At 64.9% G+C, this 23,475-nt stretch carries 22 protein-coding genes; 13 read left to right on the forward strand and 9 right to left on the reverse strand.

Translation table 11 applies throughout. The annotated features are described in order from the left end of the window. The first annotated feature begins 35 nt into the window (after positions 1-35). On the forward strand, positions 36-1,295 hold the full coding sequence (locus FQK05_RS18320) for a pyridoxal phosphate-dependent decarboxylase family protein (RefSeq protein WP_158969560.1): 1,260 nt from the start codon (positions 36-38) through the stop codon (positions 1,293-1,295). A gap of 76 nt (positions 1,296-1,371) precedes the next feature. Here FQK05_RS18320 and FQK05_RS18325 read toward each other — a convergent pair whose 3' ends face one another. Further along, complete coding sequence (locus FQK05_RS18325; RefSeq protein ID WP_158969562.1) at positions 1,372-2,913, reverse strand: alanine/glycine:cation symporter family protein; 1,542 nt, start codon at positions 2,911-2,913, stop codon at positions 1,372-1,374. A gap of 10 nt (positions 2,914-2,923) precedes the next feature. Continuing rightward, positions 2,924-3,361, reverse strand: coding sequence for a universal stress protein (locus FQK05_RS18330; protein WP_158969564.1), 438 nt, complete (start codon positions 3,359-3,361; stop codon positions 2,924-2,926). Between the two features lie 509 nt (positions 3,362-3,870). Between FQK05_RS18330 and FQK05_RS18335 the strand changes: the two genes are divergently transcribed. Next, on the forward strand, positions 3,871-4,299 hold the full coding sequence (locus FQK05_RS18335; protein WP_158969567.1) for an FKBP-type peptidyl-prolyl cis-trans isomerase: 429 nt from the start codon (positions 3,871-3,873) through the stop codon (positions 4,297-4,299). A 36-nt stretch (positions 4,300-4,335) separates the two neighbouring features. On the opposite strand, the gene FQK05_RS18340 is transcribed toward FQK05_RS18335, so the two are convergent. The 3 genes from FQK05_RS18340 to FQK05_RS18350 form a co-directional block, all read right to left on the reverse strand. After that, on the reverse strand, positions 4,336-5,148 hold the full coding sequence (locus FQK05_RS18340; RefSeq protein ID WP_158969569.1) for a metallophosphoesterase family protein: 813 nt from the start codon (positions 5,146-5,148) through the stop codon (positions 4,336-4,338). Further along, entirely contained in the window at positions 5,145-6,095 is a 951-nt protein-coding gene (locus FQK05_RS18345) for a diacylglycerol/lipid kinase family protein (protein ID WP_158969571.1), read from the reverse strand. The genes FQK05_RS18340 and FQK05_RS18345 overlap by 4 nt, the downstream gene beginning before the upstream one ends. A gap of 85 nt (positions 6,096-6,180) precedes the next feature. Continuing rightward, complete coding sequence (locus tag FQK05_RS18350; protein WP_158969573.1) at positions 6,181-7,197, reverse strand: LacI family DNA-binding transcriptional regulator; 1,017 nt, start codon at positions 7,195-7,197, stop codon at positions 6,181-6,183. Positions 7,198-7,327: 130 nt separating this feature from the next. On the opposite strand from FQK05_RS18350, the gene FQK05_RS18355 reads away from it, so the two are divergent. The 11 genes from FQK05_RS18355 to FQK05_RS18405 all read left to right on the forward strand — a co-directional run bounded on the left by FQK05_RS18355 (position 7,328) and on the right by FQK05_RS18405 (position 19,560). Beyond that, entirely contained in the window at positions 7,328-8,386 is a 1,059-nt protein-coding gene (locus FQK05_RS18355; RefSeq protein ID WP_158969575.1) for a sugar phosphate isomerase/epimerase family protein, read from the forward strand. Then, positions 8,383-9,537: a Gfo/Idh/MocA family protein gene (locus tag FQK05_RS18360; protein WP_158969577.1), complete on the forward strand. Its 1,155-nt coding sequence runs from the start codon at positions 8,383-8,385 to the stop codon at positions 9,535-9,537. Before FQK05_RS18355 ends, FQK05_RS18360 begins: the two co-directional genes overlap by 4 nt. Next, on the forward strand, positions 9,522-11,033 hold the full coding sequence (locus FQK05_RS18365) for a sugar ABC transporter ATP-binding protein (protein ID WP_158969579.1): 1,512 nt from the start codon (positions 9,522-9,524) through the stop codon (positions 11,031-11,033). Before FQK05_RS18360 ends, FQK05_RS18365 begins: the two co-directional genes overlap by 16 nt. Further along, on the forward strand, positions 11,030-12,034 hold the full coding sequence (locus FQK05_RS18370; protein ID WP_158969581.1) for an ABC transporter permease: 1,005 nt from the start codon (positions 11,030-11,032) through the stop codon (positions 12,032-12,034). Before FQK05_RS18365 ends, FQK05_RS18370 begins: the two co-directional genes overlap by 4 nt. A gap of 27 nt (positions 12,035-12,061) precedes the next feature. Next, positions 12,062-13,024: an ABC transporter substrate-binding protein gene (locus FQK05_RS18375; protein WP_158969583.1), complete on the forward strand. Its 963-nt coding sequence runs from the start codon at positions 12,062-12,064 to the stop codon at positions 13,022-13,024. 336 nt (positions 13,025-13,360) lie between these two features. Next, positions 13,361-14,956 carry an ABC transporter substrate-binding protein gene (locus FQK05_RS18380; RefSeq protein ID WP_158969585.1) on the forward strand — a complete coding sequence of 532 codons (1,596 nt, stop codon included), beginning with the start codon at positions 13,361-13,363 and terminating at the stop codon, positions 14,954-14,956. 1 nt (position 14,957) lies between these two features. Then, positions 14,958-16,010, forward strand: a complete 1,053-nt coding sequence (locus tag FQK05_RS18385; RefSeq protein ID WP_158969587.1) for an ABC transporter permease — start codon at positions 14,958-14,960, stop codon at positions 16,008-16,010. Beyond that, positions 16,007-16,912 (forward strand): nickel transporter permease, encoded by a 906-nt coding sequence (nikC, locus tag FQK05_RS18390; RefSeq protein ID WP_158969589.1) that lies wholly within the window; start codon positions 16,007-16,009, stop codon positions 16,910-16,912. The genes FQK05_RS18385 and nikC overlap by 4 nt, the downstream gene beginning before the upstream one ends. Continuing rightward, entirely contained in the window at positions 16,909-17,736 is an 828-nt protein-coding gene (locus tag FQK05_RS18395) for an ABC transporter ATP-binding protein (RefSeq protein ID WP_158969591.1), read from the forward strand. Before nikC ends, FQK05_RS18395 begins: the two co-directional genes overlap by 4 nt. Positions 17,737-17,740: 4 nt before the next feature. Further along, positions 17,741-18,493, forward strand: coding sequence for an ABC transporter ATP-binding protein (locus FQK05_RS18400; RefSeq protein WP_158969593.1), 753 nt, complete (start codon positions 17,741-17,743; stop codon positions 18,491-18,493). A gap of 5 nt (positions 18,494-18,498) precedes the next feature. After that, complete coding sequence (locus FQK05_RS18405; RefSeq protein WP_158969595.1) at positions 18,499-19,560, forward strand: dipeptidase; 1,062 nt, start codon at positions 18,499-18,501, stop codon at positions 19,558-19,560. Between the two features lie 82 nt (positions 19,561-19,642). Here the strand turns inward: FQK05_RS18405 and dctP are convergent, their stop codons facing one another. From dctP to FQK05_RS18425, 4 genes are all read right to left on the reverse strand, one after another. Continuing rightward, the gene (gene dctP / locus FQK05_RS18410) at positions 19,643-20,677 is read right to left on the reverse strand and encodes a TRAP transporter substrate-binding protein DctP (protein WP_233270572.1); all 1,035 of its coding nucleotides are present in this window, start codon (positions 20,675-20,677) and stop codon (positions 19,643-19,645) included. A gap of 83 nt (positions 20,678-20,760) precedes the next feature. Continuing rightward, positions 20,761-22,098 (reverse strand): TRAP transporter large permease, encoded by a 1,338-nt coding sequence (locus FQK05_RS18415; RefSeq protein WP_158969599.1) that lies wholly within the window; start codon positions 22,096-22,098, stop codon positions 20,761-20,763. Next, positions 22,095-22,607, reverse strand: coding sequence for a TRAP transporter small permease subunit (locus FQK05_RS18420; RefSeq protein ID WP_158969601.1), 513 nt, complete (start codon positions 22,605-22,607; stop codon positions 22,095-22,097). Before FQK05_RS18420 ends, FQK05_RS18415 begins: the two co-directional genes overlap by 4 nt. A gap of 38 nt (positions 22,608-22,645) precedes the next feature. Continuing rightward, the gene (locus FQK05_RS18425; protein ID WP_233270568.1) at positions 22,646-23,422 is read right to left on the reverse strand and encodes a DeoR/GlpR family DNA-binding transcription regulator; all 777 of its coding nucleotides are present in this window, start codon (positions 23,420-23,422) and stop codon (positions 22,646-22,648) included. Positions 23,423-23,475: the final 53 nt, after the last annotated feature.

The raw sequence follows: 23,475 nt of genomic DNA on the forward strand, positions 1-23,475 counted from the left end.
GCGCGCCTTTCCCAAAAGACCAAGGACGACCGGACATGACCGACCGCACCCCCTTTCCCGCCACCGGCCGCAGCTGGGACGATCTTCAGGCCGAAATCCGCAGCCGCTCGGCCGGGGATCTTGCCTGGAAAGACGGGCGTTCGCCGGTCTTCGTGTTCCGCAACGACGAGGAAACCTACAACGTCGGCCGCGACGCCTTCTTCGAATGTTTCAGCGAAAACGCCCTGGGCCGGACGCGCGCCTTCTTCGGCATCGCGTCGATGGAAAAGGACGTGCTGGATTTCGGCCTTGGCCTGTTCAGCGCGCCGGACGGCGCGGCGGGGGCCTTTACCTCGGGCGGCAGCGAAAGCATCTTCATCGCCATGAAGGCGGCACGCGACGCATTCCGCGCCCGGACGGGCAAGGGGCGCGAGGCGGCGCTGAACATGGTGGTCCCAATCACCGTGCACCCGGCCTTCGACAAGGCCGCGAATGCCATGGATATCGAGATGCGCCGCGCCCCCCTGCGCGAGGACAAGCGCGTCGACGTCGCCGCCATGGCCGACCTGATCGACGAGAATACGATGACGCTGGTGGGCTCCGCCCCGTGTTTCCCGCATGGCGTCATCGACCCGATCGACGAACTCAGCGCGCTGGCGCTGAAGGCGGGCACATGGCTGCATGTCGACGCCTGCGTTGGCGGATGGATCGCGCCTTTCTTCACCCGAAACGGCCGCCCGACCCCGGATTTCGACTTTCGTTTCGAAGGGGTGCGGTCGCTGTCGGCGGACCTGCACAAGTTCGGGTTCTGCCCCAAGCCGGCCTCGACCGTCTTCTATCGCCGGGCCGAGGATCTGGACCGCGCGACCTTCAGGGCTGACGCCTGGCCCAGCGGTGCCTTCGCGACCCAGACGCTGGCCGGCACGCGGCCCGGCGGCGCCGTGGCCGGGGCTTGGGCGGTGCTGAATTTCCTGGGCGAGGACGGATACCGCGATGCCGCCCGCCGGCTGGCCGAGATGGTCGACGGCTATGTCGCCGGGATCACGGCCATCGAGGGGCTGGAGATGTGGGCGAAGCCCGACGTTTCGATCATCAACTACGGATCGACCGGCCTGAACATCCTGGCGGTAGCCGAGCGGATGTATGACATGGGCTGGCTGCCGGGTCTGACCAAGGCGCCGCGCGGCATGCATGCGATGCTGTCGATGATCCACGGCGGCCAGGCGCAACAGGATTATCTGCGGGACCTGCGGGTCTGCGTGGAAGAGGTCCGGAAGGATCCGATGCAGGCGTCCAAGCTGGAAGCCGTCTACTGATCCGGCATCGACCGGATCGTCACGTCCCTTGCATCCCCCCGGCAAATGCACCTGCCGGGGGGTGTTTCATGCCCGATCAGTGCTTGAAGGCCCTGATTTCGCCGCTCTTCAGGCGGGCGGAGTAGCTGTCGAGTTCCGCTTTCACGAGCTTCATCAGCGGGTAAAGTGCCGCGATGTTGACCACCGCCATGGCAAAGATCGCCGCGTCCGAGAAATCGATGACCGGACCAAGGCTGGCCGCCGCGCCGATCACGACGAAGACGCAGAAGATGATCTTGAAGAGCAGCTCCGTCGTCTTCCCTTCGCCGAACAGGTAGGTCCACGCCTTCAGGCCATAATAGCTCCACGAGATCATGGTCGAGAAGGCGAAGAGGATCACCGCGACGGCCAGCAGGTACGGGAACCAGCTGATCGACGATCCGAACGCGGCCGAGGTCAGCGCCACGCCGGTATTGCCGCCGACGGTGGCGATGCCGGTTCCGGCCTCGTTCATCAGGTAGTGGCCCGATGTCTCCTCCATGATCAGCTGCTGCGAGATGATGATTACCAGCGCGGTCATGGTGCAGATGACGACGGTATCGATCAGCGGTTCCAGCAGGGACACGAAACCTTCGGTGATCGGCTCCTTCGTCTTGACGGCCGAGTGCGCGATGGCGGCGGAACCGACCCCCGCCTCGTTCGAGAAGGCGGCCCGCCGGAAGCCCTGGATCAGCGCGCCGACCATGCCGCCGGCCACGCCCAGCCCGGTAAAGGCGCCGGCGAAGACCTGGCCGATGGCCCAGCCGATCAGGTGATAGTTCACGATCAGGATGACCAGTGCGGACCCGACATAAAGGATGCCCATGAAGGGCACGATCTTTTCGGTCACGTTGGCGATGGATTTGATCCCGCCCACGATCACCGCATAGACGATGGCGGCAAAGACGATGCCGGTGATCCAGCCGGGATAGTCGCCGACGATATTGGCGATCTGCGCATGGGCCTGGTTGGACTGGAACATGTTGCCGCCGCCCAGCGATCCCAGGATGCAGAAGATCGCGAACAGGACCGCCAGGATCTTGCCGCCCGGCAGTCCCAGCTGGGTGAAGCCTTTCGAGATATAGTACATCGGCCCGCCCGAAACCGACCCGTCGGCATATTCGTTGCGGAACTTCACGCCCAGGGTGCATTCGGTGAACTTGGACGCCATGCCCAATAGGCCCGCAAGGATCATCCAGAAGGTGGCACCGGGACCGCCGATGCCGACAGCCACGGCGACGCCCGCGATATTGCCCAGGCCCACGGTGCCCGACAGGGCGGTGGCCAGGGCCTGGAAATGGCTGACCTCGCCCGCATCGTTGGGATCGGAATAGTCGCCCTTCACCAGCCGGATCGCATGGCCGAAGAAGCGGAATTGCACGAAACCGAAATAGATGGAAAAGATCGTGGCGGCGGCCACCAGCCACAGCACGATCCAGGGAAAGCTGGTCCCCGGGATCGGGGCGAAGATGAAGTTGACGAAGGGCCCGGTGACGGTGGCGAAGGCCTCGTTCACCTTGGCATCGATGCCCTGGGCCATGGCGGCGGGTGCAAGAAGGGTGGTGGCGGCTGCCGTCGAAAAGATCTTGAAATGGTTCATGAAAGTCCCCTTACACCACGACCGTGACCGGCACCGAGGCCATCACGACCAGGTTCTGCGATGCGCTTCCGAAGATCCGCTTGGTGATGCTGCCGCTGGAAGTGCGGCCCACGACGATCTGCGAGGCATTGTTGTCCGCCGCGATCCGGTTCAGCGTCTCGGCCACGTCGCCATGCTTGACGACGCCGCTGGCGTTGAACCCCGCCTCTTTCAGTGCATCCACGGCCGGGGCCACGATCCGCGTTGTCGCGATGGATATCTCCTCTTCCCGCCGCTTGTGACGCTTTTCGTTTTCTTCCGCGGTCTGGAAGGTGAAGGGGGACCATTCGATGACATAGGCGACGGTGATCTCGCAGGCCTCGTAGTGGGACGCGAGGTCCCGGGCAAAGGCCAGGGCGCGTTCACCCGTCTCCGTGCCATCCAGTCCGACTATAATCCTGACTGACATGACAGTGGCTCCGTTCTGGAAGGTCTTTTGTTCAACATCGCCGGCCGTGCGGGGGCCAGGCCGGCGCTTATGGGTTCAAGGCAACGATCTTTCGCCGCGGGCCGGGCACGCGGCCCGGGTGTAATTCCCGGGAAAGACAGTTGGGGGGTCGAAATCTGCGCATTTCATTTCATGATGATACGCATTCAGGGTTGTGATGCAAAACTTATGGGTCCGATTGGCGTAACCTTTCGGACGAGTGACCCTGAAATCACCCTATGGGCGAATATCTGTGCGGATGCTCACTTTGCGGACAGTGCATCGTATGTCGAGACAGGGCGTGGTGGTACCGTCCGCTTTACGGTCCAAGGAGGGTGAAATCGTTGGAAACAACAGGAAACAGGGACAATTTGCCCCGGGACGGTTTACATTCCGGGTCGGAGTTGCCAGCTTGTGGGCCGAAGCACCGAGCAACCCGTGCGCTGCGCGACCTCGGCAAATTCACGCTATTCCCGAAAGGACACCACTCTATGACCCAGGCAAAGCCGGGCGATACGCTGCATCTTCACTACAAGGGCTCTCTCGACGACGGGTCCGTCTTCGACAGTTCCGAAGGGCGCGATCCGCTGACGTTCCAGCTGGGATCGGGCCAGATCATTCCGGGGCTGGATTCCGGCGTGACCGGAATGACCGTGGGCGAAAAGCGCACTGTCCGGGTCGAGGCGACAGAGGCCTATGGCGCGCATCAGCCCGACCGTGTCCATGCCGTTCCCCGGGACAGCGTGCCCGATCACATCCCGACCGATCCGGGCACCCAGCTGCAGGTCCAGACGCAGGACGGTCAGGCCATGAACGTCGTCGTGGCCGATGTGACGGAACAGGAGGTCATCCTGGATGCCAACCATCCGCTGGCCGGCAAGGACCTGACCTTCGAGGTCGAACTGGTCGCGATCGCCTGACAGGCGACAGCTCCGGCCCGTTGGGGCCGGGGCCCTTCAGGCCGGGTGCCAGCCATCCGCATCCCGCGTGAAACGCACGGTGCGGTCCAGCTGGTAGCCGCTGCCATCCGGTCGGCTGGTGTGCCGGTCGATCCGCGCCTTGTTTCCGTCCAGCGTCAGCAGGTTGAAATCGTTCGGTTCGCCGCGCAGGCGGTCGGACAGGACGGTGCCGGCGTGCAGTTGCAGGACCGATCGGGGCCCCGGATCGTTATCAGCGTCCGCCCGGAAGATATCGGCGCGCCAGCTGTGCAGGTGACCCGACAGCACGACATCCGTCTTTAGATCCGCCAGTGCGGTCCGCGCGGCGCGCGCCCCGCGGGTCAGGGCCTTGTCGTCCTCGGGCCGCTGGTCCAGCGGGTGATGCGCCACGACGATGCGGAATGCATCCGGCGGGGTATCGGCAAAGCCCGCCTCCACCAGCTTGATCGCGTGATGGCCGAAGTGGCCCCGCTGCCAGCTGAGATGGTCGACCGAGTTCACACCGATCACGGACCAGTCCGCGTCATGCACCTGCGGTTCCAGGTCCCGCGCGATCCACTTGCGATAGCGGCGCCAGGGGCGGAAGACCCGTTCGACCAGGTGGTCCAGCGGTGTATCGTGGTTGCCGGGCACGATTAGGCAGGGCGCGGCGATCCGGTCGATCAGTTCGCGCGCGCGCATGAACTGCCAGTTCCGGGCGCGCTGGGTCAGGTCACCGGACACGGCGACAAGATCGGGGTCCAGGCCGTTGACTTCCTCGATCAGCGGGTCGAGCAATTCGGGCCTTGTGCGGCCGAAATGCAGGTCGGAAAGGTGCAGCAGTCGTTTCAACGTACGGTATTTCCGAAGTCCCCGGGCACGATCACGTCCAGCGGTTCCCGGCTTAGCGTCAGGCGGAACGGCCCCGGCATCCGTGTCCGTTCGCCGTCCCTCGCCACCAGAAGTTTCTTGCCGCCCGCGCGCAATTCGATGTCGTCGCCGCAGATCATGTGGAAATCGCGGTCGCGTTCGGCCTTGCCCGTCAGCACCGCCAGGGCGCTGCGGATCATGCCCAGCCGGCCGCAGTTGGGGGCGATCATCAGGACCATCTTGCCGTCCTCGATACAGTCCACGCCGTCCAGCCCCATTTCGTTCAGTTGGAAGGCATTGTTGATGGCGAAGACCAGCGGCGTCCGGACGGATGCGGGCTGGCCGTTCGCGATGATCTCCATTTCCAGCGGGCGGGGCCAGCGGAAAAGAACCTTGATCGCCGACCAGTAGGCGGCGGCGCGGCTGCGGCCCCAGAATTGATAGATCTCCTCGCGCGAGCGGAGGATGTGGGGGTAAAGTCCAAAATTCGCGTTGTTCAGGAAGACCTTGTCGTTCAGCATCGCGACCCGCAGGGCATGGGTGTGGCCCGCGGCGATGATTTCTGCGGCCTCTTCCACGTCTTGGGGGATGCCAAGCGACCGGGCGAAATAGTTGAAGGTCCCGCAGGGCAGGATACCCATGCGCGTCTTGGTCCCCTTCAGGGCCTGTGCCACGCCGCAGATCGTCCCGTCGCCGCCGGCCGCGACCACGGTATCGTACCCCTTTCCGACGACCTCGCGCACCGTGGCGGACAGGTCGATGTCGGGGTCCAGCTCCACCATGTCGGGGCTCAGGCCGCGGGCCTCGAACATCCGGGCCAGCCCGTCGCAGGCGGACCTGGCGTCCTTCTTGCCGGACTGCGGATTGCACAGGACGCACATGCTGGCAGTCCCGGGGTCGCTTGCGGTCGGGGTCTTGGCGTCGAACATCTGCTTCTTTTCCCAGTGGGGCGTACCATCGCGCCCATTCGGGACAACCGCCCCGCCCGGGGAAAGTTCCATCCGGTGAGGCGGATCAGGACCGCGCAGGCGGGGGCGGGCCGGCACTGCCGCCGGGGATGAACTCGACCTCGATCACCTCGGACGGGCCGGTGCGGGTGCCGGTTTCGATCATGGACAGCAGCAGTTCTGCCGCGCGGACACCGATATGGGTGCGCGGCTGGCGGATCGTGGTCAGCGCGGGGCTGAGGTGCTGGGCGATCTCGATATTGTCGAAGCCCACGATGGACAGGTCCTGTGGCACGCGAATGCCTGCCCGCTGCACTAGGCCCATGAACCCCGCCGCCATCTCGTCCGAGGCGAAGAAAAGGGCCGTCGGCCGATCCTCCATCGTCAGCCAGGCGCGGGCGGCGGCGGCGCCGGAATCCATGGTAAAGTCGCCTTCCAGGATCCACTCCTCGTGCAGGGGCAGGCCAATGGCTTCCATCGCACCGCGGAACCCCTTCAACCGGGTTTCGGCCAGAACATTGCCCTGCGGCCCGGTGACATGGCCGATGGCCCGGTGGCCGAGGCGTGCCAGGTGGCCCACGGCCATCGCGGCGCCCCGGCCGTTTTCCACGCGGACAGACGGCAGGTCGCGCCCCATCCATTCGCAAGCCATGACCACGGGGGGCCGGCCCGGGATCTCCAGCGCTTCGGGCGACAAGGTGCCGTCCAGCAGCACCAGCCCGTCCGCCTGGCCCGAGGTCAGGTAATGCGTCAGCCGTTCGTCCGGGTCGGGACCCGACTGGGTGTCGGCGATCAGCATCCCGTATTGCGCTGGCGTCAGGACCGAGGCGAGGCCCGCGAGGATCTGGGCAAAGAACGGGTTGGCGATGTTGGGCAGCAGCACGATCACCGATCCGGTCCGCTGCCGGCGCAGGTTCGATGCCGTCGCATTCACGCGATAGCCGGTTTCGGCCACGGCGGTCAGAACGGCTTCCCGAGTCGTCTTTGCAACCACGGATGGCTTTGCAAGGGTCCTGCTAACCGTAGCAGTTGAAACCCCCGCGGCCCGCGCAACATCCTGAATCGTAGTGACTTTCCGGTCCATGCAGCTCCCTTTCCGGGGCGCAGAATGGCCCGTGAAAAATTCCTTGTAAACGATTTCATTCTTTGCCACCTTCCCATGCAAACGATTACATGCTGGTCCGGCGCAGAAACGGGCACGCAGGGAGGATGCTGTGAAGACCATCAAGGGACCCGCGCTGTTCCTCGCGCAGTTTGTCGGTGCGGACGCTCCGTTCGACAGCTGGGACGGGATCACCGCCTGGGCCGCGCGGACCGGCTATGCCGGCGTGCAGGTGCCCAGCTGGGAATCCAGGCTGATCGACCTTCGGCAGGCTGCGGAAAGCCGGGATTATTGTCAGGACTGGGCCGGCCGCGCGGCGGAAAACGGTGTGGCTGTCACGGAACTGTCCTGCCACCTTCAGGGCCAGCTGGTCGCGGTCCACCCCGCCTATGACGCGGCCTTCGACGGGTTCGCAGACGCATCGGTCCGCGGCAATCCCGCGGCGCGGCAGGCCTGGGCTGTGGAACAGGTCCAGCTTGCCATCCGCGCTTCGGCCAATCTGGGTCTGACGGCGCTGCCGACCTTTTCGGGCGCGCTGGCCTGGCCCTATGTCTACCCCTGGCCGCAGCGCCCCGCGGGCCTTGTCGAAATGGCCTTCGACGAACTGGCGGCCCGCTGGCGGCCGCTCTTGGACATGGCGGACGCGCACGGTGTCGACCTCTGCTATGAAATCCACCCGGGCGAGGACCTGCACGACGGCGCCAGTTTCGAGATGTTCCTGGACCGCGTCGATCAACATGCGCGCGCCAGGATGCTTTACGATCCCAGCCACTATGTCCTGCAGTGCCTGGATTACCTTCAGAACCTCGACATTTATGCCGACCGGATCGGCGCCTTCCACGTGAAGGACGCGGAATTCAACCCGACGGGGCGGCAGGGTGTCTATGGCGGCTTCCAGTCCTGGGTCGACCGTGCTGGGCGGTTTCGGTCGCTGGGCGACGGGCAGGTGGATTTCGGGGCAATCTTCTCGAAACTTGCAGCGATGGATTTCGACGGCTGGGCCGTGGTCGAATGGGAATGTGCGCTGAAGCACCCCGAAGACGGCGCCCGCGAAGGCGCGGCTTTCGTCAAGGACCACATCATCCGCGTTACCCCCCATGCCTTCGACGATTTCGCCGATGGCGGCGCGGACGAGGCCGCCAACCGCCGGATGTTGGGGCTGGCGGGATGAGCCGGTTTGCCGACCGCACGGGGCCGATCCGCCTGGGCATGGTCGGCGGCGGGCAGGGGGCCATGATCGGGTCCGTCCACCGCATCGCCGCGCGACTGGACGGACAGTTCCGGCTGGTCGCGGGGGCGCTGTCCTCGACCCCGGACAGGGCGCAGGCCTCGGCCGCCGAGGTCGGGCTGGACCCGGACCGGACCTATTCCGACTTCGTCGAGATGGCGAAACGAGAGGCGCGGCTGAAGGACGGGATCGAGGCGGTATCGGTCGTGGTGCCGAACCACATGCATCTTCCGGTCGCGCGGGAATTCCTGAAGCGCGGGATCCACGTGATCTGCGACAAGCCGGTGACCGGCACGCTGGCCGATGCGAAGAAGATGAAGGCGGCGGTGGACAGGTCCGATGCACTGTTCTTCCTAACCCACAACTACACGGGCTATCCCTTGGTGCGCGAGGCGCGGGAAAGAGTCGCCCGCGGCGATCTGGGCGACATCCGCCTGGTCCAGGTCGAATATGCACAGGACTGGCTGGCCGAAGTGCCGGCCCGGGACAACAAGCAGGCCGCCTGGCGGACCGATCCGACGAAAAGCGGGGCAGGCGGTGCCACGGGCGACATCGGCACCCACGCCTGGAATCTGATGCGCTTCGTGACCGGTCTGGTGCCGCAGGCCATAGCTGCCGATCTCCAGAGCTTCGTTCTCGGCCGGGCGCTGGACGACAATGCCCATGTGATGATCCGCTTCGACGGGGGCGCGCGCGGGACGCTGTGGTGCAGCCAGGTGGCGGCGGGCGAAGAGAACGGGCTGCGGCTGCGGGTCTACGGCACCAAGGCCGGGCTGGAATGGCGGCAGGAAAATCCGAACCAGCTGTTCGTGACGCCGCTGGGCGGGGCGAAAGCCATCGTCACCCGCGCCTCGGCCGTGACAACCGATGTCGCGCGCGCCCTGACCCGGATGCCGCCGGGCCACCCCGAAGGGTTCTTCGAGGCCTTCGCCAATATCTATGGGGCGGCAGCGAAGGCGATCCGTGCCGCGCGCGCCGGCACGGGGGTCGCGGATTTTCTGGTTCCGGGCATCGATGACGGCGTCGAAGGCGTGGCCTTTGTCGAGGCCTGCGTCCGGTCGTCGTCGCGCAACGCCGCATGGGTGCAACTGTGACCGCGATTCTGGAAGCCCGCGGCGTCACCCGCAGCTTCGGCCCGATCGAGGTGTTGCACGGCATCGACTTCGCGCTGGTCCCCGGCGAGGTGCACGCCCTGATCGGCGAAAACGGTGCCGGCAAGTCGACGACGATGAAGATTCTGGCCGGCTATCTGCCGCCCTCGGGGGGCGAGTTGCTGCTGGACGGCCAACCTGTGACCTTTGCCGACCAGAGGCAGGCGGAAGAGGCCGGGATCCTGATGATACATCAGGAATTCAACCTGGCCCTGCAGCTGACGGTCGAGGAAAACCTGTTCCTGGGCCGCGAGAAGCGGCGCGGCCTGTTCCTGGATCGCAAGGCCATGGAGGCCGACGCGCGCGAATGGCTGGGCCGGCTGGATTGCCGTGTCGACCCGCGGGCGCGGATCCGCGACCTGTCGGTTCCGGATCGCCAGATGGTCGAAATCGCCCGGGCGCTGGGGCGGAAGGCACGGGTCCTGATCATGGATGAACCGACCGCTGTGCTGACGGGGCGCGAAACGGACGTGCTGCTGGACCAGATTGCCCGGCTGAAGGCACACGGGACCGCGATCCTTTATACCTCGCACAAGCTGGACGAGATCGCGCGGATCGCCGACCGCGTTACCGTCCTGCGCGACGGCAGCCATATCACCACCCGTCCGGCCAAAGGGTTCAGCGAACACGCGATGGCCGAGACGATGGTCGGCCGCGAACTGACCGACCTGTTCCCCGACAAGCCGCCCCATGCCGACGACGTGGTTCTGGAGGTCCGCGGCATGACCGTTCCGGGCAAGGTCCGCGATGCCAGCTTCACCCTTCGCAAGGGCGAGGTGCTGGGCTTTGCCGGGCTTGTGGGTGCGGGGCGGACCGAACTGATGGAAGGTGTCGTGGGCTTGCGCCCCGCATCGGGCACCGTGACGGTGAACGGCAAGGCCATCCGGACCGGATCGGTCCTGGCCGCGCGTCAGGCGGGGCTGGTCTATCTGACCGAGGATCGGAAGGACAAGGGCCTGCTTCTGGGCAAATCCCTGACGGAAAACCTGACCCTGCTGGCCTTGGACAAATTCGGAACCGTCACCATCGACAAACGGGCCGAAGACGACGCTCTGACCCAGGCCATCGAAGATTTCGACATCCGCGTGAAGGACCGGGACATGGTCGCGGGCTCGCTGTCGGGGGGCAACCAGCAGAAGCTGCTTCTGGCCAAGACCATGCTGGCGGACCCGCAGATCGTCATCATCGACGAACCGACCCGTGGCATCGACATCGGCACCAAGCAACAGATCTACGATTTCATCGCCGCCCTTGCCCGGGCCGGCAAGAGCGTCATCGTCATCTCTTCCGAACTGCCCGAAGTGATCGGCCTCGCCTCGCGCGTGGTGGTCATGGGGCGGGGCCATATCGCCGGCGAACTGACCGGGGACGAGATCACCGAAGACGCGATCCTGCGCCGCGCCATGGGCGTGGGCGAACTGACCGGAGCCAGTTCATGACCGACACCAGCGCCAATGCAACCCGAACCCGGGGGCGGCCGCGGATCAGCCTGCACGCGCTTGGCCCCGTGCTCGCGCTGATCGCGCTGGTCATCCTGGGCGCCTCGCTGAATTCGAACTTCCTGGGCTATGGCAACGTGACCAACGTGCTGGCCCGGTCGGCCTTCATCGGCATCATCGCCGTGGGCATGACTTTCGTCATCACGGCAGGCGGCATCGACCTGTCGGTCGGATCCATGGCGGCCTTCGTGGCCGGCGTCATGATCCTGGCCATGAACGCCCTGATCCCCGTCCTTGGCATCGGCGTGCCGCTGGTCCTGGCCGGCATGGCCGTGGCCCTTGTCGCGGGGCTGGCGGCGGGGATGATCAACGGCGTCCTGATCGCCAAGGTCGGGATCGAACCTTTCATCGTCACCCTCGGGTCCATGGGCATCTACCGTTCGCTGATCACATGGCTGGCGGATGGTGGCACCCTTTCCCTGAACTTCGAGGCGCGGGGCTTCTACCGACCGGTCTACTACGACGGGATCCTGGGCATCTCGTGGCCGATCATCGTCTTCGCGGCCGTTGCCATCCTGGGCGAGCTGGCCATGCGCAAGACGCCCTTCGGCCGTCACTGTTCCGCCCTGGGCGCGAACGAACAGGTGGCGAAGTATTCCGCCGTCAAGGTCGACCGGGTGCGCATTGCCACCTATGTCCTTCTGGGCATGCTGGTGGGTCTGGCGACCATCATGTACGTGCCGCGGCTGGGCTCTGCCTCGGGCTCCACCGGGGTCTTGTGGGAGCTGGAGGCCATCGCCGCGGTGATCATCGGCGGCACGGTCCTGAAGGGTGGCTTCGGCCGGGTCTGGGGCACCGTGATCGGCGTCCTGATCCTGAGCCTGATCGACAACATCCTGAACCTTGCCTCGATCGTGTCGCCCTATCTGAACGGCGCGATTCAGGGCGTCATCGTCATCCTGGCTGTGGTCCTGCAGCGGGAAGGCAAATCCGCCGACTAGGCGGCAATACCGGGAGGAACGTATCAAATGAAACGCAGAGACATCTTCAAGGGCGCAGCCCTGGCCGCCGGCATGGGCCTGACCCTGGCCGCCGCGCCCGCCGTTGCGCAGGAAAGCTATACCATCGGTGTGGCGATCCCTTCGGCCACCCATGGCTTCATGGGCGGGCTGAACTATCACGCGCAGGCCGCCATCGAGCGGCTGGAAAAGACCTATCCCCAGCTGTCCTTCGTCCTTGCCACGGCGGGTGACGCGGGCAAGATGGTCAATGACATCGAGGACATGGTCGCCACCCGCAACATCGACGCGCTGGTCGTCCTGCCCTTCGAGAGCGAGCCGCTGACCTCGCCCGTGATGGCGGTGAAAGAGGCCGGGATCTGGGTGACGGTCGTCGACCGCGGTCTGTCGGTTCCGGGGATCGAGGATCTGTACGTCGCCGGCGACAACACCGGGTTCGGCCGCGTGGCGGGCGAGTACTTTGCCGAAACGCTGAAGGAAGGCGACAATATCGTCGTCCTGCGGGGCATTCCCACGACGCTCGACAACGAACGGGTCGATGCCTTTCAGGCCGCGATCAAGGGGTCCGGCATCAACGTGCTGGACATGCAGCACGGCAACTGGAACCGCGACGACGCTTTCAACGTGATGCAGGACTATCTGTCCAAGTATCCGGATATCGACGCCGTCTGGGCCGCGGATGACGACATGGCCATCGGCGTGCTGGAGGCGATCAGCCAGGCCGGCCGCGAAAAGGAAATGTGGGTCGTCGGCGGCGCCGGTATGAAGGAAATCGTCAAGCGCATCATGGACGGCGACCCGCAGCTGCCGGTCAACGTCACCTACCCGCCCGCCCAGATTGCCACAGCGATCGAGCTGACGGCCCTGGGACTGGTGTCGCCGACCCCGGTGTCGGGCCGCTTCATCATCGGCAGCCAGCGCATCACCAGCGAAAACGCGGCGCAGTTCTATTTCCCCGAAAGCCCGTTCTAGGGGCATCCGCCACCCGGGTGCCGCTGTCGGTGGCGCCCCGGCCGGAATGTGCCGATGCAGGCACGGACCGTTCCACCCATGCCGGGGGCGAGAGATCGCCCCCGAACGCGTTCCGGGACCGCCCGTGCAAAGGCTCCGCGGGCGGTCCGGCGCTTCCTGTGCGTGGTGCTGGGACGGACGGGGTTCCAGGCAACCTTGCGGAAGCGCGAAGGGATCCGCCTGGTTTCCACCTTGACACGTAATTTGATCAGATGATCAAATGCCGGATGAAATCCGGAATAGCGGATCAGGTCGCCCCAATGGGTGACGCCCAACCCTGACAGAGAGGTCCACGTGATGTTCCATAGCCGTCTTCTGGCGAGTGCCGCCCTTGGTGCGCTGCTGCTGGGTGCCACGCCCGCAGTCACCTTTGCCGAAACCCCGCCCGACACCCTGATCCAGGCCTGGTCGATCGACGACATCATTTCTCTCGATCCCGCCGAGATCTTCGAATTCACCCCGGCCGAGATGGCCGGCAACAGCTATGAAACGCTGATCGGCTATGACCCGATGAACGTGTCCGACGTCTTCGGCAAGGCCGCCGAAAGCTGGACCGTGTCGGACGACGGCAAGACCCTGTCCTTCACCATGAAGCCCGACCGCACCTTTGCCTCCGGCAACCCGATCACGGCCGAAGACGCCGTGTTCTCGCTGGTGCGTGCGGTGAAGCTCGACAAGTCGCCGGCCTTCATCATCGGCCAACTGGGCATCACGCCCGACAATGTCGAGGACATGATCGTCCAGACCGGCCCGATGACCTTCGACTTCAAGATGGACAAGGCCTATTCGCCGTCGCTGGTCCTGTACTGCCTGACCGCGACCATCGCGTCGGTCGTCGACAAGCAACTGGTGATGCAGCACGAGGTCGACGGCGACTATGGCTATGGCTGGCTGAAGACGAACTATGCGGGATCCGGCCCCTTCACGATCAAGGACTGGCGCCCGAACGAAGCCGTCATCATGGAGCGGAACCCGAACTATTCCGGTGATGCCCCCGCGATGGCGCGGATCATCTATCGCCACATCCCGGAAACCGCGACCCAGCGCCTGCTGCTGGAAAAGGGCGACATCGACATCGCGCGGAACCTGACGGCCGTCGACATCGCGGCGCTGGAAGACAATGCCGACATCAAGATCGAGAACGGCGTCAAGGGTTCGCTCTATTACCTGGGTCTGAACCAGAAGAACGAATACCTGTCCAAGCCCGAAGTCCGTCAGGCGATGAAGTACCTGATCGACTATGACACCATTGCCAACACGATCATGGCCGGCAAGGTGAAGGTCCACCAGGCGTTCCTGCCCGAAGGTTTCCTGGGCGCGGTGAACGACAACCCGTTCTCGCTGGACGTGGAAAAGGCAAAGGCCCTGCTGGCCGAGGCCGGGCTGGCCGACGGTTTCACCGTCACGATGGACACCCGCAACACGCCGGAAATCACCGCCATGGCGCAGGCCATGCAGCAGACCCTGGCGCAGGCCGGCATCAAGCTGGAAATCATCCCCGGCGACGGCAAGCAGACGCTGACCAAGTACCGCGCGCGGAACCACGACATCTATATCGGCCGCTGGGGCCCGGATTTCCAGGACCCGCACACCAACGCGTCGACCTTTGCCTACAACCCGGACAACGCGGACGATGCCGCGTCCAAGCCGCTGGCCTGGCGGAACGCCTGGGATATCCCCGAGCTGACCGCGGAAACCGATGCGGCCATGCTGGAGGCAGATGCCGACAAGCGCGCGGACATGTACGTGGACGAACAGAAATACGTCATGGAAAACGGCCCCTTCGTGATCTACGCGCAAGAGATCGAGGTCGCGGGCCAGCGGGCGAACGTGAACGGCATGATCATCGGGCCGTCGTTCAACGACAACAACTTTGCCGGCGTGACAAAGTAAGGTGGCCGCGCAGACAATCAGGGGGCGCCGCGGCGCCCTCTGGACCCGCAAGGCAGCATCGGTCCTGGGAACGGTGGCGATCACCTTCCTGGGACTGCTGTTCGTGACGTTCCTGATCGGCCGCGTGGTCCCGGTGGACCCGGTCCTGTCGGTCGTGGGCGACCGCGCGACCCAGGCACAGTACGATGCCGCCTACAGGGCGCTGGGTCTGGACAAGTCGCTGATCGAACAGTTCTGGATCTGGCTGACCAAGGTCTTCCAGGGTGATCTCGGCACGTCCAACCTGACGACCCGTCCGATCACGCAAGACATCGCCCGCGTGTTCCCGGCGACGCTGGAACTGGCAACCGTGTCGATCATCATCGGCACCGTGGTCGGCATCCCGCTGGGCGTCTGGTCCGCCGTACGTCAGGGCCGGCCCATCGACCATATCGTCCGCGTCATCGGCCTGGTCGGCTATTCCGCGCCGGTCTTCTGGCTGGGGCTGATGGGCCTCTTGCTCTTCTACTTCAAGCTGGACCTGATCTCGGGCCCCGGGCGTGTCGATATCGCCTATGAATATTCCTTCACGCCGAAGACGGGCCTGTTTCTGATCGACACGGCGACACAGGGCGCATGGGATGCCTTCGGCAATGTCCTGTCCCACATCATCCTTCCCGCGTCCTTGCTGGGCTATCTGTCGCTGGCCTATATCAGCCGGATGACCCGCAGCTTCATGCTGAACGAACTGGCGCAGGAGTACATCACAACCGCCCGTGTGAAGGGTGTGCCGGAATGGCGGATCATCTGGGTTCAGGCGATGCGCAACGCCGCCGTGCCGCTGGTGACCGTCGTGGCGCTGAGTTACGCGAACCTTCTGGAAGGATCCGTCCTGACCGAAACCGTCTTTGCCTGGCCGGGGCTGGGTATGTACCTGACGAATTCGCTTCAGAACGCCGACATGAACGCGGTGCTGGGCGGCACGCTGGTCATCGGCGCGATCTTCGTCGGCCTGAACATGTTTTCGGACCTTCTCTATACCCTGCTCGACGCCCGCACGAGGAAACGGTCATGACCACCACGCGCGACTGGCTGCTAAGCGACCGACCGGCATCCCGCCGGCAGGCCAAACTGGGGCAAAGCTACCGGACATGGCTGGATTTCCGCACCAATGCGCTGGCCTTCCTGGGTCTTCTGATCGTGGTGGCGCTGGTGCTGATGGCGATCTTTGCACCCTGGCTGGCGCCGCACGATCCGCTGGTGGGCGACCTGAACCACACCCGCCTGCTGCCGCCGCTGACCGAAGGCTACTGGCTGGGGACCGACGATCAGGGGCGCGATATCCTTTCGCGGCTGATCTACGGGTCCCGCATCACGCTGGCGGTCGTGGCCCTTGTGGCCGTCATCGCGACGCCGGTGGGGCTGCTGGTCGGCACGACCGCGGGATATTTCGGCGGCTGGGTCGATACGGTCCTGATGCGGATCACCGATATCGTGCTGGCCTTCCCCAAGCTGATCCTGGCGCTGGCCTTCGTCGCGGCGCTTGGCCCGGGGATCGAGAACGCGATCATCGCGATTTCGATCACCGCCTGGCCGCCCTATGCCCGCCTTGCGCGGGCGGAAACGCTGACCATCCGCAATTCCGACTTCATCGCGGCGACGAAGCTTCAGGGCGCCTCGTCGCTTCGGATCATCTGGAAGCACATCGTGCCGCTTTGCATGTCGTCGGTGATCATCCGGGTGACGCTGGACATGGCGGGCATCATCCTGACGGCCGCGGGGTTGGGTTTCCTGGGCCTGGGCGCACAGCCGCCGCAACCCGAATGGGGCGCCATGATCGCGGGCGGGCGGAACTTCCTGGTCGATTACTGGTGGGTCGCCGCCATGCCGGGGATGGCGATCTTCATCGTGTCCCTTGGCTTCAACCTGCTGGGCGACGGCCTGCGCGACGTCCTTGATCCGAAGAGGCAGAAATGAGCCTGCTGGAAGTCGAGAACCTGCGCATCACCTTTCCGACCCGTACCGGTCCGGCCGAGGTCGTGCGCGGCGTGAACTTCACGCTGGGCCATGAACGGCTGGCCATCGTGGGCGAAAGCGGATCGGGCAAGTCCCAGACCGGCCGCGCGATCCTGGGCCTGACGCCCCAGCCGGGGCAGGCCACGGCCGACCGGCTGTCCTTCGACGGGACCGACCTGCGGTCGCTGTCGGCGCGCAACTGGCGCCGCCTGCGGGGCACCCGGATGTCGATGGTCATGCAGGACCCCAAGTTCTCGCTGAACCCGGTCATGCCCGTCGGCAAGCAGCTGATGGAGCCCCTGACCACCCACGGCACCCCCAAGCGCGAGGCGAAGCGCCGCGCGCTGGAGATGCTGGAGGCGGTGCAGATGCGCGACCCCGAACGCGTCTTCCGGGCCTATCCGCACGAACTGTCGGGCGGCATGGGCCAGAGGGCGATGATCGCCATGATGCTGGTGTCGGAACCCGACCTGCTGATCGCGGACGAGCCGACCTCGGCGCTGGACGTGACCATCCAGATCGAGGTGCTGCGCATCCTGGACCGGCTGGTGGCGGACCGGGGCATGGGGCTGATCTTCATCAGCCACGACCTTCGGCTGGTGTCGTCCTTCTGCGACCGGGTGCTGGTCATGTATGCGGGCCGCGTGGTCGAGGAACTGAATGCCGCCGACCTGCACAAGGCCCAGCATCCCTATACCCAGGGACTGCTGAACTGCCTGCCCCAGATCGACGAGGACCGCCACCCGCTGCCGACACTGGACCGCGACGCGGCATGGGCGGGGTAGGAACATGCTGAAAATCGAGAACCTCGAAGTTTCCTTCGACAACGGAGAGACCGTCGTGAACGCCGTCCGCGGCGTCAGCTTCGACGTGAAACAGGGCGAAAGCTACGGGATCGTGGGGGAGTCCGGGTCGGGCAAGTCCACCGTCCTGCGGGCGATCTGCGGCATGGCGCCGACCACCGGGGGCCGGATCCTGCTGGACGGCAAGCCCCTGCCGGACCCGCGCACGCCGGATTTCTATCGCCGGGTGCAGATGGTGTTCCAGGACCCCTATGCGTCCCTTCACCCCCGGCACACGATCGATTCCGTGCTGTCCGAACCGCTGTCGATCCAGCGCTTCGACCGGCGGGACCAGCGGATCGCGCAGGCGCTGGACGATGTCGGGCTGGGGCAGGGCTTCCGCTTCCGCTATCCGCACCAGCTGTCGGGCGGGCAGCGCCAGCGCGTCGCAGTGGCCCGCGCGCTGATCCTTGAACCGCAGATCATCCTTCTGGACGAACCGACCTCGGCCCTCGATGCCTCGATCCAGGCAGAGGTCCTGAACCTTCTGGAACGCCTTCGGTCGGAACGGGGCCTGACCTATGTCATGGTCTCGCACGATCTTGCCGTCATCTCGCACATGTGCGAGCGGTTGCTGGTGATGGAACAGGGTCTGGCGGTCGAGGAACTGACCCGCGCCGATCTTCGTGCCCGCCGCGCGCGCACCGACTATACCACCAAGCTTCTGAAGGCTTCGGCCGGCTATACAGCAACGGAATGAACGACATGACGGATCTGATCCCGGTTTTCGACGGGCACAACGACGTGCTTCTGCGCCTGCTGCGCGATCCCGACAATCGCGCCACCACCTGGCTGACCGATACCGGCAAGGGCCACCTGGACGTGCCGCGCATCAAGGCGGGCGGTTTCGCGGGCGGGTTCTTCGCGGTCTACATCCCCTCGCCGCAGGCGCATGACGATGCGGATTTCGAGGCGATGATGAGCAATCCGCCCTACACGCTGCCGCTGCCCGACCTGATCCCGTTCGAAGACGCGGTGCCCGTCGCCATGAAGATGGTGGGCCACCTGCAATGGATGGAACGGCAGGGGTCGCTGAAGATCTGCCGGTCGGTTGCAGACATCCGCACCGCGATGGCGGCCGGCCAGATCGCGGCGATCATGCATTTCGAAGGGGCCGAACCGATCGGTCCGGATCTGGATGCGCTTCATGTCTGGCACGCGGCGGGCCTTCGGTCGCTGGGGCCGGTCTGGTCGCGGCCGACGGCCTTCGGCAACGGCGTGCCCTTCGCCTTCCCGTCCTCGCCCGATACCGGCGACGGCCTGACCGAGGCCGGCAAGCGGCTGGTAGCCGAGTGCAACAAGCTGAAGATCATGATCGACCTCAGCCACCTGAACGAAAAGGGCTTCGACGATGTCGCGGCGCTGTCGGACGCGCCGCTGGTCGCGACCCATTCGAACGTCCACGCGATCTGTCCGTCGTCGCGGAACCTGACCGACCGGCAGCTGAAGGTAATCGCCGAAACCGGCGGGATGGTCGGCCTGAATTATGCCGTAGGCTTCCTGCGGGACGACGGTCAGAAGACCGATACCGGCGGTTTCGACCCGCTGATCCGCCATCTGGACCACATGATGGGCATCCTGGGCGAGGACGGCGTGGGCCTGGGGTCCGATTTCGACGGGGCCGAGATCCCGGAGGACCTGCACGACGCCGCGGGCCTGCCGCGCCTGATCGACGCGATGCGCAGCCATCAATATGGCGAGGCGCTGATCGCCAAGCTGGCGCAGGGCAACTGGCTGTCGGTGCTGGAACGGACCTGGGGCGGCTAGGCCACCCTTTCCCGTCGTCCGGACATGAAAACACCCCCGCGCCGCCGCGCGAGGGTGTCTTTTTCAGTCGATGCGCTCGGTTTCAGCGGTAGGGATAGCCCGCGGCTTCCATCGTGGCCGCGTACTTCTTGAACGCGTCGACGACCCGTTTCGGACGGTCGCCCTGTTCGGCGATCTGGTCCCAGAAGACCTGGGCATCCTTGACGACCTGGTTCCATTCCTCGGGCGGGATCGAGGTCAGCTCCATTTTCTCGCCTTCGACGCGCAGCTTGGCCTCGCCACCCCAGTACCAGCCGGCCCGGTAGTAATGCGACTGGTCGATGGACATCAGGTACAGCTCCTTCAGGTGGGGCGGCACCTTTTCCCAGCTTTCGGTGTTGGCGAAATAGGATCCGAACCATGCCCCGGTGACCGAGTTCGTCAGGGCATAGTTGCACAGGTCGGCCCAGCCCACCTCGTAGGCTTCGGTGAAGCCGCACCAGGCGACGCCGTCCAGTTCGCCGGTCTGCAGCGCGACTTCCACGTCGTCCCACGGGATGGTGACCGGGATCAGGCCGTATTGCGACAGGAATCGGCCGGCGGTCGGCACGCCGAAGACGCGCTTGCCCTTCATGTCGGCCAGCGACCGGATCGGATCCTTGGTGAAGATATGCAGCGGGTCCCACGCCCCGGCGGACAGCCAGGTCACGTTGTCGACTTCGCCATAGGCCTCTTCCCAGATTTCCTTCAGGCCGTAATAGCGGAACAGCGCCGGCACATCGAGAGAGTAGCGCGTAGCGAAGGGGAAGTAGCCGCCGAAGACCGCGATATCGACGGGTGAGGCCATGGTGGCTTCGTCCGACTGGACCGCGTCGATGGTGCCGTTCTGCAGCGCGCGGAACAGTTCCGCGGTCGGGACCAGCTGGTCGGCGTAATAGAGTTCAATCTCCATCTCGCCGTTCGCGGCCTCATTGAAGGCGTCGATCTGCGGCTTGATCACGTGGGCGCCCAGCGGTGCACCGGAATAGGACTGAAGGCGCCACTTGATCGGGCCCTGCTGGGCGATGGCGGCCGGGGCGGCCAGCGTGGATGCGGCACCGATGGCCGAACCCGCCAGGAATTTCCGGCGCGTGCTCAGGATCTTCTCGGAAGGTGTCTGTTTCTTGTCGTCCGTCATTGCTTACACTCTCTGCTGAATTTGTTTTTGGTTGGGTCGTCGGGTCATCGCGTGGCCTGCGGCAGCCACAGGGCGATCTGGGGGAAGAACATCACCAGCGCGATCGACAGCGCCATCATCGCCGCGAAGGGCCAGATGGAACGGTAGATGTCGGGCAGGGTGATGTCCTTCGGCGCCATCGAGCGCATGAGGAACAGGTTATAGCCGAAGGGCGGCGTGATATAGGCGATCTGGCAGGTCATCGTGTACAGCACGCCGAACCAGATCAGCTGGGCGCTGCCGCCGCCCATGCCAAGATCCAGCGTCTTGACCAGCGGCACGTAAAGCGGTGCGACGATCACCAGCATGGCGGTGTCGTCCAGGAACATGCCCATCACGATGAAGGACAGCTGCATCATGATGATGACCTGCCAGGGCGTCAGTTCCCACCGGGTGATGAAGAGGCTTTCAATGGCCCGGACCGCGCCGATCCCGTCGAAGACCGCGCCAAATGCCAGCGCCGCCAGGATCAGCCAAAGGAACATGCAGGACACGCCCAGCGTCTTGCGTGCCGTGTCGTGCATCATCCTGAAGGAAAACCGTCCCTTGACGATCGCAGCCAGCGTCGCCGCGGTGGCCCCCACGGCCGAACTTTCGACCAGGCTGGTATAGCCCATGATGAAAAGGCCGGTCATGGCAAAGAAGATCAGGAAGGGGATGATGCCGAAGCGCAGAAGCTTCAGCTTCTCGGACAGGGGCATGTTCAGCTCTTCTTCCGACACGGTCGGGGCCAGGCTGGGGTTCCGCCTGGTCCGGATCACGACGTAGATCACGAACATCGCCGCCATCATCAGCCCCGGCAGGACGCCCGCCAGCCACAGCTGCGACACCGGCTGGCGTGCGATCATGCCGTAAAGGACCATCACGACCGACGGCGGCACCAGGATGCCAAGCGACGACCCGCCCTGCACCACGCCGGTGATCAGCACCTTGTCGTAGCCCCGCCGAAGCATTTCCGGCAGGGCGATGGTGGCGCCGATGGCCATGCCCGCCACCGAAAGCCCGTTCATGGCCGAGATGATGACCATCAGAAAGATCGTGCCGATGGCCAGCCCGCCTGCTACGCGCCCGAAGAAAACGTGCAGCATCCTGTAGAGGTCTTCGGCGATCCCCGCCTCGGACAGGACATAGCCCATGTAGATGAACAGGGGCAGCGTCAGCATCGGGAACCAGTTGAACAGCTTGAACGCGGCCGAGAACGGGATTTCGATCCCGCCGGTGCCGTAGAGCGTCAGCACCATGGCCGCACCCACGGCGCCGATGGCGGCAAAGACCCGCTGGCCGGTCAGCAACAGCACCATCGTGGTGCCGAACATGGTCAGGGCGATCAGTTCGGGGTTCACGACCACACCTCCCCGCGGAGCGCGGCAATGTGCTTGAAGAACTCCGATACCGTCTGGGCGATCATCAGGAAGATGCAGCCCACCATCAGCGACTTGATCGGGATCATCGACGGATTCCACATGGAAAACCGGTGTTCGTTCGTCTGGATCGCGTATTCCAGGGACGAGATCGAACCGATCATCAGGACCACAAGGTAGAACATCAGGCAGGACAGGGTGACGATGTCCATCTTGTGCTTGCCGCGTTCCGACAGGCGGTCATACAGCAGGTCCATCCGGACATGGTCGCCGTCCTTCATCGTCTTGGCGCCGCCCATGAAGTAATAGGCGGCCAGCGTGAACTGGGCCGCCTCGATGCACCAATGCAGCGGGATGTCGATGACGTTCCGGGTGATGGCGTCCAGCAGCAGGATGCCGACCATCAGGAAGATCAGGTACATGGCGATCACGCCGATCCAATCGGCGATCCGGTCGATGACCTGGCAATAAAGGCGGATGGGCTTTGGCATGCGGTCCTTCGTAAATGCATTGGTGCGCCCCGATCCGGTCAGAGCAGCGTGACTCCGGCGGCTTTCAGGGCGGAATAGTGGGTCGACGGCGGCGTTCCTTCGGTCAGCACCACCGATACGTCCTCCAGGTCGCAAACATGGAAGCCCGCGCAGCGCCCGAATTTCGACGGAACGGTCAGGAAGCAGACGCTCTGCGCGCCCTTGATCATCGCACGCGCGACTTCTGCCTCGTCCGGGTCGGCATCGGTGACGCCCATTTCGGCATCGACGCCCGTGGGGGTCAGAATCGCATGGTCCGCCCGGAAGCGGCCGATCTGTTCGACGACCATGGGCCCGACGGTCTGGCTGTTGGACTGCCCATAGGCGCCGCCCAGCAGATAGACCCGGGTGTTGCCAGTTGTCGTCAGCGCATCGGCCGCCGCGACCGAATTGGTGATCACGGTCAGGCCCGGGATGCCTGTCAGCACGGAACAGGCGATCAGGGTGGTCGATCCGGTATCCAGAAAGATCGTCTCGCCCGGGGTGACGACCTGCGTCAACTTCTGCGCCAGGTGTTCCTTGGCCTCGCGTTCCTCGTCCATCCGGGCCTCGAACGGGGCCTCGACATGCAGGCGCTGGCGGCCGGGGATGTGGCGTGCGCCGCCGTGGACCTTTCGCAGGACGCCCTGTTCTTCCAGCTTGGTCAGGTCGCGCCGGATCGTCTCGACCGAGACCCCGGAACGCAGGGCAAGGTCGTCGACGCTGACGTCGCCCTCTGCCGCCACCAGATCGGCAATCTTTTCCCTGCGGACCGAGCCTTTCACGGAATCCTGCATCCCTTACGTCTGAATTTGCGCCATTTGCACAAGTGTGAAGCGGGTCTGTCAAA

The organism is Chachezhania sediminis (assembly GCF_009765275.1).
GTDB lineage: Bacteria > Pseudomonadota > Alphaproteobacteria > Rhodobacterales > Rhodobacteraceae > Chachezhania > Chachezhania sediminis.

What these genes read in the sequence shown, in the direction of transcription:
- FQK05_RS18320 (WP_158969560.1), top strand. Translation starts at nt 36, where the DNA reads ATGACCGACCGCACCCCCTTTCCCGCCACCGGCCGCAGCTGGGACGAT.
- FQK05_RS18325 (WP_158969562.1), bottom strand. Translation starts at nt 2,913, where the DNA reads ATGAACCATTTCAAGATCTTTTCGACGGCAGCCGCCACCACCCTTCTT.
- FQK05_RS18330 (WP_158969564.1), bottom strand. Translation starts at nt 3,361, where the DNA reads ATGTCAGTCAGGATTATAGTCGGACTGGATGGCACGGAGACGGGTGAA.
- FQK05_RS18335 (WP_158969567.1), top strand. Translation starts at nt 3,871, where the DNA reads ATGACCCAGGCAAAGCCGGGCGATACGCTGCATCTTCACTACAAGGGC.
- FQK05_RS18345 (WP_158969571.1), bottom strand. Translation starts at nt 6,095, where the DNA reads ATGTTCGACGCCAAGACCCCGACCGCAAGCGACCCCGGGACTGCCAGC.
- FQK05_RS18350 (WP_158969573.1), bottom strand. Translation starts at nt 7,197, where the DNA reads ATGGACCGGAAAGTCACTACGATTCAGGATGTTGCGCGGGCCGCGGGG.
- FQK05_RS18360 (WP_158969577.1), top strand. Translation starts at nt 8,383, where the DNA reads ATGAGCCGGTTTGCCGACCGCACGGGGCCGATCCGCCTGGGCATGGTC.
- FQK05_RS18365 (WP_158969579.1), top strand. Translation starts at nt 9,522, where the DNA reads ATGGGTGCAACTGTGACCGCGATTCTGGAAGCCCGCGGCGTCACCCGC.
- FQK05_RS18370 (WP_158969581.1), top strand. Translation starts at nt 11,030, where the DNA reads ATGACCGACACCAGCGCCAATGCAACCCGAACCCGGGGGCGGCCGCGG.
- FQK05_RS18375 (WP_158969583.1), top strand. Translation starts at nt 12,062, where the DNA reads ATGAAACGCAGAGACATCTTCAAGGGCGCAGCCCTGGCCGCCGGCATG.
- FQK05_RS18380 (WP_158969585.1), top strand. Translation starts at nt 13,361, where the DNA reads ATGTTCCATAGCCGTCTTCTGGCGAGTGCCGCCCTTGGTGCGCTGCTG.
- nikC (WP_158969589.1), top strand. Translation starts at nt 16,007, where the DNA reads ATGACCACCACGCGCGACTGGCTGCTAAGCGACCGACCGGCATCCCGC.
- FQK05_RS18395 (WP_158969591.1), top strand. Translation starts at nt 16,909, where the DNA reads ATGAGCCTGCTGGAAGTCGAGAACCTGCGCATCACCTTTCCGACCCGT.
- FQK05_RS18400 (WP_158969593.1), top strand. Translation starts at nt 17,741, where the DNA reads ATGCTGAAAATCGAGAACCTCGAAGTTTCCTTCGACAACGGAGAGACC.
- FQK05_RS18405 (WP_158969595.1), top strand. Translation starts at nt 18,499, where the DNA reads ATGACGGATCTGATCCCGGTTTTCGACGGGCACAACGACGTGCTTCTG.
- FQK05_RS18420 (WP_158969601.1), bottom strand. Translation starts at nt 22,607, where the DNA reads ATGCCAAAGCCCATCCGCCTTTATTGCCAGGTCATCGACCGGATCGCC.
- FQK05_RS18425 (WP_233270568.1), bottom strand. Translation starts at nt 23,422, where the DNA reads ATGCAGGATTCCGTGAAAGGCTCGGTCCGCAGGGAAAAGATTGCCGAT.